At 70.0% G+C, this 10,553-nt stretch carries 6 protein-coding genes; 3 read left to right on the plus strand and 3 right to left on the minus strand.

All coding sequences use genetic code 11. The features are described 5' to 3' along the window. The first annotated feature begins 25 nt into the window (after window positions 1-25). Window positions 26-2,812, plus strand: a complete 2,787-nt coding sequence (locus ACI3KX_RS05130; protein ID WP_404908339.1) for a TIM barrel protein — start codon at window positions 26-28, stop codon at window positions 2,810-2,812. 64 nt (window positions 2,813-2,876) lie between these two features. Then, window positions 2,877-3,698 carry an isocitrate lyase/phosphoenolpyruvate mutase family protein gene (locus ACI3KX_RS05135; RefSeq protein WP_363356706.1) on the plus strand — a complete coding sequence of 274 codons (822 nt, stop codon included), beginning with the start codon at window positions 2,877-2,879 and terminating at the stop codon, window positions 3,696-3,698. 8 nt (window positions 3,699-3,706) lie between these two features. Here ACI3KX_RS05135 and ACI3KX_RS05140 read toward each other — a convergent pair whose 3' ends face one another. The 3 genes from ACI3KX_RS05140 to ACI3KX_RS05150 are packed head-to-tail and all read right to left on the minus strand — an operon-like array spanning window position 3,707 to window position 7,195. Then, the gene (locus ACI3KX_RS05140) at window positions 3,707-5,398 is read right to left on the minus strand and encodes an MDR family MFS transporter (protein ID WP_363356707.1); all 1,692 of its coding nucleotides are present in this window, start codon (window positions 5,396-5,398) and stop codon (window positions 3,707-3,709) included. Then, window positions 5,395-6,045: a helix-turn-helix domain-containing protein gene (locus tag ACI3KX_RS05145; RefSeq protein ID WP_363356708.1), complete on the minus strand. Its 651-nt coding sequence runs from the start codon at window positions 6,043-6,045 to the stop codon at window positions 5,395-5,397. Before ACI3KX_RS05145 ends, ACI3KX_RS05140 begins: the two co-directional genes overlap by 4 nt. Before the next feature lie 46 nt (window positions 6,046-6,091). Then, window positions 6,092-7,195 carry a substrate-binding domain-containing protein gene (locus ACI3KX_RS05150; protein WP_363356709.1) on the minus strand — a complete coding sequence of 368 codons (1,104 nt, stop codon included), beginning with the start codon at window positions 7,193-7,195 and terminating at the stop codon, window positions 6,092-6,094. Window positions 7,196-7,458: 263 nt separating this feature from the next. Between ACI3KX_RS05150 and ACI3KX_RS05155 the strand changes: the two genes are divergently transcribed. Next, on the plus strand, window positions 7,459-10,553 hold a 3,095-nt coding region (locus ACI3KX_RS05155), incomplete at its 3' end, for a family 16 glycoside hydrolase (RefSeq protein WP_404908343.1).

A 10,553-nucleotide genomic window follows, 5' to 3' on the forward strand; every position in this document is an offset into this window, starting at 1 on the left:
GTCGCCCTCGGCGACGAACCGATTCGTGAGGCGGTCCGATGATGTGCACCGCACGTCGATCATGAGCGGGGCACAGCGCGTGCTGGACGTGTCGATCTCGACCGTATGCCTGTCGGGCACGCTCGAGGACAAGCTCCGTGCCGCGGCCGCGGCCGGGTTCTCGGGTATCGAGCTGCTGGAGTACGACCTCATCATGTCGACGTGGTCTCCCGGGCGCGTGGCCCGGGAGGCCGCGAACCTCGGACTCTCCCTCGAGGTCTATCAGCCGTTCCATATCGAAACGGTCCCGCCGGACCGCTTCGGCGCCACCCTCCGCCGCGCCGAGCGCAAGTTCGAGCTGCTCTCCGAACTCGGGGCCGGCGTGCTGGTGTGCTGCTCGTCGAGGACGGACGACGGCGTCGATGACGACGGTCTGACGGCGGAGCAGCTGCACGCCCTGGCTGAGCGGGCCGCGCAGAGCGGCGTGCGCCTGGCGTATGAGGCCGTGCCGTGGGGCCGGGTTCGCACGTACGAGCACGCGTGGCGTCTCATCGAGCAGGTCGACCACCCCGCGCTCGGGCTCTGCCTCGACAGTTTCCACGTGCTCTCTGCCGCCAACGACGCGAACGCCGTCTCGCGGGTGACCGGCGACAAGATCTTCCATGTCCAGCTGGCGGACGCCCCCCGTCTCGACATGGACGTGCGGGAGTGGAGCCTCCATTACCGGATGTTCCCCGGCCAGGGAGCCCTCGATGTCGCCGGCTTCCTCGGCCGTCTGCTGTCGATGGGCTACTCCGGGCCCCTCGCGATCGAGGTCTTCAACGACATCTATCAGCAGGAGGATCCTCGGCATGCCGCCATCGATGCCATGCGCTCGATGCGGGCGCTGGCCGAGGCGGTGGCCGCGCGCGACCCCGACGATGCGCCCGCTCCGCTCGCCGGTGGCGAGCTGCCCCCGGCTCCGAGACTGGAGGGCTTCGCGTTCGCCGAGCTCGCGGTCGACCAGGTCTCGGGGCCGCTCGTCTCGCGGGCCCTCGCCGGCCTCGGCTTCGCGCACGTCGGGCAGCACCGCTCCAAGCCGGTGCAGCTGTGGCAGCAGGGCGATGCCCGCGTGCTCCTCAACTCGGCCCCGGAGCGATCGATCGACCCCGCCACCGCGGCGATCTGCGCCCTGGCGGTGCAGACGGCCGATGCCGCCGCGTCGATGCGGCGGGCCGAGAGCCTGCTGGCGCCGAAGCTCGCGCGTCGCCGGTCACCGGACGAGACCGACCTCGCGTCGGTGGCGACGCCGGACGGCACCGCGCTGTTCTTCTGCGATGCCACCGGCGGCACGCCCTGGATCGACGACTTCGCCCCTGCCGACGCGGCCCCGGCCGATGCGGCCCGGGCCGACGCCCCACCGCTCCTGACCCGCATCGACCACGTATCGGTCACCGAGTCGATCGACGACTTCGACCAGTCCGCACTCTTCTTCCACTCCGTGCTCGGCCTCGTTCCCCGGGAGCTGACCGAGATCACGGCACCCTTCGGCCTCATCCGCACGTGGTCCGCCAGCGCTCCCGACGGCTGCGTCCGCGTGGCTCTCAGCACCAACCCGCTCCGGCGGGGCGACTGGTCGCCGGGTGTCACGAGCCCGCAGCTGGTGGCCTTCGCCACCGATGACGCCATCGCCTGCGCGAGGGCGGCCCGTGAGCGCCGGGCGCCCATCCTCGAGATGCCTGCGAACTACTACGACGACCTCGAAGCGCGGCTGGCGCTGCCCGCCGAGTTCGTCGCGGCGCTGCGCGAGAACTCGATCCTCTACGACCGAGACGCGCAGGGGGAGTTCCTGCACTTCTTCACAGAGATGCTCGGCTCGCGGGTCTTCTTCCAGGTGGTGCAGCGGATCCACGGCTACGACGGCTTCGGCGACCCGCGCAGTGTCGCTCTGCGCATGGCCGCTCATCGCCGGCAGCGTATGCGCACACTGGCGAGCGACCCGACCGAGTCCGCCGTCGGGCACCGTCACGACTACTCGCTGGCCCATCTCACGGCGCTGAGTCTGTCGCCGCCCGAACTGGTGGATGCCGCGGCCGCCGCCGGGTACCGCTACGTCGGCCTGCGCATGACCAAGGTCACCCCGCAGGAACCCCACTACCCGCTGGCGTACGACCCGGCGCTGATGCGCAGGACGAAGACGCATCTCGCGGCGACCGGGGTCGAGGTGCTCGACATCGAACTGGCGCGCATCACCTCGGGCGACAGCCCCCGCGACTACCTGCGCTTCCTCGAGGCGGGTGCTGAACTCGGAGCGCACCACGTCATCGCGCAGCTGCCCGACTCGGACTTCGCCCGCAAGACGGACCGCTTCTCGGAGCTCTGCGAGCTGGCGCTTCCTCTCGGCCTCACGATCGACCTCGAGTTCCCGTCATGGACGGAGACGCCCGACCTCCGGGAAGCGACGCGGGTCCTGCGAGCGGCGGATCAGCCGAATGCGGGTCTGCTCATCGACCTGCTGCACTTCGCCCGCTCACGGTCGAGTGTGGGGGATCTGCGAGAGCTTCCGCCCGAGTGGTTCCACTACGCGCACGTGTGCGACGCCCCCGCCGAGATCCCGGCGACCACCGCCGGCCTGATCCACACCGCACGCTTCGAGCGGCTCTTCCCGGGCGAAGGGGGCATCGACATGCTCGGCATCCTCGATGCCCTCCCTGCGGGTCTCCCCTTCGCGCTCGAGATTCCGCGAGCGACGCTCGTCGCGCAGGTCGGCGGGAAGGAGCACGCCCGCCTCGCGATCGCCGCCGCACGCCGCCACCTCGACGCGAACCTGCCCGCCGCCGCACCGGCCCGCTGATACGTTGCGTAGACACGGACGGGCCGCCGCCGGCTGAGGCGCAGACCCGAGGACAGGGGATGCCATGGCCGACGACCTCAGGTTCACCAGCCGGGCGAGGGCGCTGCTCGTCCTGCACGCCGGCCCCGGGTTCATCATCCCCAACGCGTGGGACGCCGGATCCGCCCGCATCCTCGAGCAGGTGGGGTTCTCGGCGATCGCGACCACGAGCGCGGGGATCGCGTGGGCGTGCGGCGTCCCCGACGGGAACGCGCTGGATCCCGACACCATGTTCGAGCGCCTGGCCGAGATCGTGGCGGCGGTGGGTGTGCCGGTCAGTGCCGATCTCGAAGCGGGCTACGGCGACTCGCCGGCCGAGGTCGGCCGCACCGTGGCGCGGGCCGTGGGGCTGGGCATCGCGGGGGCGAACATCGAGGATGCTCAGGAAGGCCGGCTCTTCGGCATCGAGGAGGCGGTGGAACGGCTGGTCGCGGCGCGGGCCGCGGCGCCGTCCGGCACCTTCGTGCTGAACGCCCGCACCGACACCTACCTCGGCGGTGTCGCCGGCGACCCGTTCGATGAGACCGTCGAGCGCGCCCGCCGCTACGTCAGTGCCGGTGCCGATTGCATCTTCGTGCCGGGGGTCAACGACGAGGAGACCATCCGGCGCCTCGCGGACGCCATCCCCGCACCCCTCAACATCGTCGCCGGGCTCGCCGCGAACGTCATCCCGGCACACACCCTGTTCGGGCTCGGCGTGTCACGGGTGAGCGTGGGCGGCAGCCTCGCCCGTGCCGCCCTCAGTCTCGTCGAGCGCGCCGGACGGGAGCTCAAGGAGTCCGGCACGCTGGGCTTCCTCGACGGCGCGCTCGGCTATGCCGAGATGCAGCGCCGCTTCGGGGCCTGAGCGCGCGACTACTGTCCGGCGCGGTCCCGCTGCCGGGACCGCCGAGCCCCGCGGGTCGGCGCCGCTGCGCCGTCCTGGTCCGACATCCGGTTCTGCTCGGCTTCGAGGCGCTCGGCCTCCTCGCCGCCGATGGCCTCGCCGCGGGCGACGAGCCCGGCGACATCCGACAGCGGGATCTCCTTGAGGAACAGCGCCAGGATCAGCGCCACAGCGATGAACGGCACGAGGTACCAGAACACCGGCGCCAGCGCGTCGGCGTAGGCGTCGACGACCCCGGTCCGGACGCTGTCGGGGAGCGTGCTCAGCACCGACGGATCGATGGTCGACGTCGCTTCGCCGGCCTGCTCGGGGCTGGCTCCGGCATCCGTGAACACCGTCGTCAGGTTCTCGGTGAGACGCGTGGTGAACAGCGTGCCGAACACGGCGATGCCGAGCGCGGCGCCCATCTCGCGGAAGTAGTTGTTCGTCGACGTGGCGGTGCCGAGATCGGATGCGGGCACGGCGTTCTGCACGACGAGCACGACGACCTGCATGATGCAGCCGAGTCCGACGCCGAACAGGAACAGGTAGGTGCAGATGAGCCAGATCGGGGTCGAGGCCGTCAGCGTCGTCATCAGGATCATCGCGACGCCGACGACGATCGTGCCGATGATGGGGAACACCTTGTACTTGCCCGTCTTCGTGATGAGCAGACCCGCGGCGATCGACGTGCCCATGACGCCGACCATCATCGGCAGCATGAGGAGGCCGGATGCCGCAGCCGAGGTTCCCGACGACATCTGGAGGAACGTCGGCACGAACCCGAGCGCGGCGAACATCCCGATGCCGATCGCCATGCCGATCGCGGTGGCGTTGACGAAGATCGGGTTGCGGAACATCGACAGCGGCATGATGGGGTCGGCCGCCCGCGATTCGGTGAAGATGAACAGCCCGGCAGCGGCGACGAGACCGGCGCCCCACGCCCAGGTCGCGGTCGAGTCCCAGCCGTGGTCGGCCGAGCCGCCGAAGTCGGTGAAGAAGATGAGGCAGGTCGTCGCCGCCGACAGGAACAGCACGCCCAGCCAGTCGATGGGCTTCTCGGCCTTCTTATCGGGCAGCTTCAGCGCGAACACGGCGACGAAGAAGGCGGCGATGCCGATCGGGATGTTGATGTAGAACGCCCACTGCCACGTCATGTGATCGACGAAGAAGCCGCCGAGAAGGGGGCCGGCGACAGCGGCGAGGCCGAAGATGCCGCCGATCGGGCCGAGGTACTTGCCGCGCTGGTCGGCGGGCACGATGTCGGCGATGATCGCCTGCGACAGGATCATCAGGCCGCCGCCGCCGAGGCCCTGGATGGCGCGGAAGATCACGAACATCCAGAAGTCGGTCGCGAAGGCGCAACCCACCGAGGCGAGCGTGAAGATCGCGATGGCCACCATGAACAGCCGGCGTCGGCCGAGCACGTCGCCGAACTTGCCGTAGATCGGCATGACGATGGTCGTGGCGAGGATGTACGCAGTCGTGATCCACACCTGGTGCGAGACCCCGCCCAGTTCGCCCACGATCGTCGGCATCGCGGTGGAGACGATCGTCTGGTCGAGGCTCGACAGGAGCATGCCCGCGATCAGGGCGGAGAAGATGATCCAGATGCGCCGCTGCGTGAGCAGGAAGGGCGCGTCGCCGTCGGGTCTGACGGTCGGGACGGTGGCGGTGGTCATTCGGAGGTTCCCATCAATGCGTTCTGACTGGCGAAGAGGTCGCGCGCCGCGGCGATGCGTCGTTCGAAGATCTCGATGAAGGTGTCGTCGTTGCCGGGCTTGAGGAACTCTCCGGCGGCGGAGCGCACCAGCGCGCCGACGACCTGGGAGGCGACCTGCGCCCGCAGATCGCCGGAGGGCAGGTTCTCGCGCTGCTCGATCAGTCGCGCGTCGAACTGCTCGCCCTCGGCGCCGAGCTCGAGCATGCGCGCGAGCAGGCGCGGCTCCTTCTCCACGGCGCGGAAGAGGTCCTGCACCGTGTCGGGGGCGATGTCGAGGGCGCGCCAGCGCTCCTCGGCGAGCCGCGCCAGCTCGGTCAGCAGGTCCGGCGAGAGACCCGGGCCGCCGCAGCCGCCGGTGACGAAGCGGGCGATGGCCGCGGCATCCGATCGCTCGAGAGGGACGCCGAGCACCGCGTCGTCCTTGGAGGCGAAGTAGTTGAAGAACGTGCGCCGCGACACGTCCGCCTCGGCGCACAGGTCCTCGACCGTGAAACCGGCGAGGCCGTGCTCGGCCGTGAAACGCCGCGCGGCGCGAATGAGAGTGCGGGTGGTCTCGGCGCGCCGGCGCTCACGAAGTCCATCTGCACTATCAGTCACATCATGCATTTTTGCACTTCATGATGCGAAGTGCAAAAAACCCGCTTGACGGCGGTCAGCGAGCCACGGCGCTGGAGGCGCGAGGGTGCAGCTCCGGCAGCACGGAGGTCCGCTGCACCGGACGCCGAGGTCCGTCCACCAGGCGATCGACCATCGTCTCGACGGCGAGCCGCCCGATGTGCTGCTTCGGCGGGCGCAGAGCGGTGATCGGGGGTTCGGCGCTCTCGGCGACTTCGTCGTCATAGGCGACGATCGCCAGGTCGTCGGGGATCGACCAGCCGTGGTCGCGGGCGTACTGCTCCAGCAGCACCGCCTGCGGGTCGTTGTGGATCAGCAGGGCGGTGGTGGATGTCTCCCGACAGCGTCCGAGCAGCTCGGCGATGAGGGCTTCGCGGGTCACGCCGTCCAGCGCGTCGAGCGTCGCGTCGACGTCGACGAGGCATTCCAGGCCGAGGTCTTCCACGGCACGGTCCCAGCCGCGGCGGAGCTGCCACGAGGTGGGGGAGCCGGCGGAGGTGAGGATGCCGACGCGGCGGTGGCCGAGCGCGGCGAGGTGATCGGCGGCCAGCGAGCCGCCGAAGACGTGGTCGGTCGTGACCCACTCGAGGCTGGTGAGCGCGAGCGTCGACGGCACGCGGCGCTCGGCGAGCACGACCGGGATCGGCAGCGCCTCGAGCCAGTGCAGCAGCGCGCGCCCGTCGGCTCCGAGCGTCTCGGGCGCCACGATCAGGCCGTGGAGGCTGCCGGATTCGACGAGCGAGGAGATCTGTCGGCGCTGGTCGTCGACCGAGTAGCTCGCGCCGCGCAGGATGAGCTGGACCCCGAGGTCGGTGGCGGCCGCGCGGGCCCCGATGATGATGTGCGGCCAGTAGTAGCTGAGCGACGGCACCACCATGCCGACCCGGAAGCGGATGGGTGCCCCGCCGGACGACGCCGGCACACTCGTATCCAGCCGGCTGCGCAGCGTCGCGCCGCCGTGGACGCGGGTGACGAGGCCGCGGTCGGCCAGGTGACCGATGTCGCGGCGGATGGTGAGCTCCGACACGCGCAGCTCGCGCGCGAGCTCGGCGACGCGGACCGACCCGGTCCGGCGCAGTTCGTCGAGGATGTGCTCGCGGCGCGAAAGGCCGAAGGCGGGCGGGTCGAGGGGTGGCTCCATGATCGCCTCAGCGTACAAGTGTGTTCGAGTCGGTTCAAGAGTGATCAAGTGTGTTCGGTTTGGTTCCGGCGTGCGTCCCTCTCGTTGCAGGATTTCGCTGCGGGCACGCGGTCGTGCCCTTTCGTGCGTCGAAGCCGGCCCGGGTTCGCGAGCGCACGTGAGAAGCCCAGGGAACGGAGACTGCGATGTCGCAGGCAGGGACGCCTCGTCCGAAGGACGCTCAGAAGCCACCGCGGAGACTGAGGATCGCACTGGCGGCAGCGGTGACCGCTGCGGTGATCGCAGCCCCGCTCGCCGTGCCGGCCATGGCGCAGGCGGCGGTGACCGACCCGGTCGTCGTGAACGTCACCGGCGCCGACGTCGCAGCGGCCGCGCTGAACAAGAACGGCCTCACCTTCAAGGGCTTCGGAGTACTGTCGGCCAACTCGACCAGCGCGCTCCTCCTCGACTACAAGTCGCAGCATCCCGACAAGTACTGGGAGCTGATCGAGACGCTCTTCGGCGGCGACCACCCGATCATGACCACGGTCAAGATCGAGATGGGCAACGACCGCAACACCTCGACCGGCCCCAACGCGTCGACCATGCGCAGCCGCGACGAATACCCCAACGTGCAGCGCGAGCCCGGCTTCCAGCTCGCGGCGGACGCGCAGCTGGTTGCCCACGGCGACGTGCACCTCAGCCTGCTGCGCTGGAACCGCCCGGCGTGGGTCCAGAACGACGCCGACCAGTACATCTGGTTCAAGAACACCGTGCTGGCCGCGTACCGCGAGTACGGGGTGATGGTCGACTCGATCAACCCCGACACGAACGAGACCAGCAGCCCGAACATCCAGCTGTACAAGAACTTCTCCGCCTGGGTCGCCGCCGACAGCGCGGGATACGAGGGCGCCGATGCCGCCGACCCCAACAACGGCTTCGCCTCGGACGAGGAGAAGAACCTTTTCCACGCGATCCAGACCGTCGCCGCCGACACGGTCGGCACGCCGCCGGTGTCGTTCGGGAATGCCATGACGTCGGCCACCGACTCGTCGCTGCGCGACGCCGTCGACGTCGTCGGATTCCACTACTCCAGCGCCGATGACAGCGCCGGCAACATGAAGAAGATCGCCGAGCAGCTCGACAAGGAGGTCTGGAACTCGGAGGGCCAGTCGACGTTCTCGAGTTCGGCCGACCGTCCCAACAACAACGCCAGTGACGAGCAGGGGGGCTTCGGCACCCAGTTCGGCGGCACCAACAGCGCGCTCGAGATGGGCAACTGGGTCACCACCGGCTTCTCCGCCTCGCGCCGGACGCTGAACATCTTCCAGCCCGCCATCGGCTCGTTCTACGACGGGTTCCAGTACTCGTCGAAGGAGCTCGTCAACGCCCGCGACCCGTGGTCGGGCTGGATGTACTACGACGGCGGCCTCGCCGTGATCGAGCAGTTCACCCAGTTCGCGAAGCTCGGGTGGGAGAACGCCGACAACACGGCCGGCATCTGGCGGGCCATCCCGCAGGCCTCGAAGAGCGAGCTCGGCACCGGCAACCCGCCGAGCGGTGCACGCGCAGGCGGTGCGTCGTACACGACGCTCGCGGCCCCCGACGCGTCGGACTTCTCGACGGTCATCATCAACGACTCGAAGTTCACGAAGACCTACCGCATCGTCGCGAGCGACCTCGACCTCGGATCCGACCAGACGGCCGAGGTCTGGGAGACCCGCGCCGCCGACGCCGGACAGGCGTACGACGCGAACTACCTGAAGCCGGTCGGCGAGCTCACGCCCGCCGCCGACGGCGCGTACACCGTCACGGTCAAGCCGTGGTCGGCGCTCACCGTCACCACGCTCGATCACGCGACGGCGGGAGCGGGCGGCGCTCTCACCGCCAAGGACGGCTACGGCAGCGCGCTGCCCACGTCCGAGGAGTACACCGACGCCGACGGCGATGGTCAGTACACGGGGGGCCGCGATGTGCTCGACACCGACGCGAGCGGAAACGTCAACGGCGTCACCGACGACGCGGTCATCTACGCCGACGACTTCGACTACAGCGAAGAAGGCGCGATCAAGGGCTACGACCCGGCGACCGGCCAGCTGATCGATTCGGGCCAGTCGTACCTCGACAGCCGCGGCGCAGAGGCGAAGCCCGCAGGAACGCCGGCGGTCCAGAGCGAGGACTACGGCGCGACCCCCCGCTACACGAACGACACGAACGGCGCGTTCGAGTCGGTCGCGACCTCGGATGCCGCGCACGACCGGGTGCTCCGCCAGCAGGTGGGCCCGGGCATGGCGGGAGGAGCGTGGAACGCCGGTGACCCCAAGACCACGATCGGCGACGCCCGGTGGACGAACTACACCGTCTCGTCGGACGTGCTGTTCGAGGCGACCGGATCGCAGTACGCGACCATCGGCGCGCGCGAGCAGGGCGGCACGGCCAACGGCCAGAGCGTCTCGGCCGCGGAGCTGAAGATCGATCCGACCGGCGCCTGGACCTTCATGCGCTTCGGCGCCACGCTGTCGAGCGGCTCGGTCGCGAGCACGCCGGACGTCGCCTTCAAGGCCGGCGCGGGCGTCTGGAACAACATCGCGGTGAAGGTCGCCGGCTCCGTGTACACCGCCTACGTCAACGGCGTGCAGGTGGCGACCTACACGGATGCCGCTCCGCAGGCAGCCGGCCGGATCCAGCTGGGCTCGAGCTTCACCTTCGTGCAGTTCGACAACCTGAAGATCGAGACCGTACCGGGCTACACGCCGTACTACGCGACGATCATCGACGGCATGCACCAGACCAGCTGGGAGGACCGCTCCGTCCCGGTGCTGACCTTCGATGCGAGCTGGAGCCACGTCAACGGCCAGGGCATGTTCGAGTGGCAGCGGACCGCCTCCAAGAGCACGGCCAAGGGCGCCGCGATGACGTACTCGTTCACCGGCACGGGCCTCGACATCATCGGCACCAACGGCGGGGCCACGACACTCGATGTGAGCGTGGACGGCGTCCCGATCGTGGCCGCCGCGCCGACCTTCGCGGCCGGCAGCGAGCGGACGACGTTCATCCTCCGCGGTCTGAAGGATGCCGCGCACACGGTCGTCATCAAGACCGCGAACGACGCCTCGATCAACGTCGACGCCGTGGGCGTCATCACGGCGACCGCGGACTCCGCCGCGGTGGACACCACGGCGCTCGCCGCCGCGATCGACGCCGTGGATGGCCTGGACGAGGGCGAGTACAGCGCCGAGACGTGGGCCGTGTTCGCGGCCGTGCTCGCCGACGCGACCTCCGCTGTCGCCGACGCGGGGGCGTACGGCCTCGACGCCGAGGGCGCGGCGGCGCTCGCCGCCCGGCTCGCGGGGGCGGCCGACGGCCTGACGCCCAAGGA

The sequence above is a fragment of the Microbacterium sp. ZW CA_36 genome (assembly GCF_044987475.1).
Taxonomy (GTDB): Bacteria; Actinomycetota; Actinomycetes; order Actinomycetales; family Microbacteriaceae; genus Microbacterium.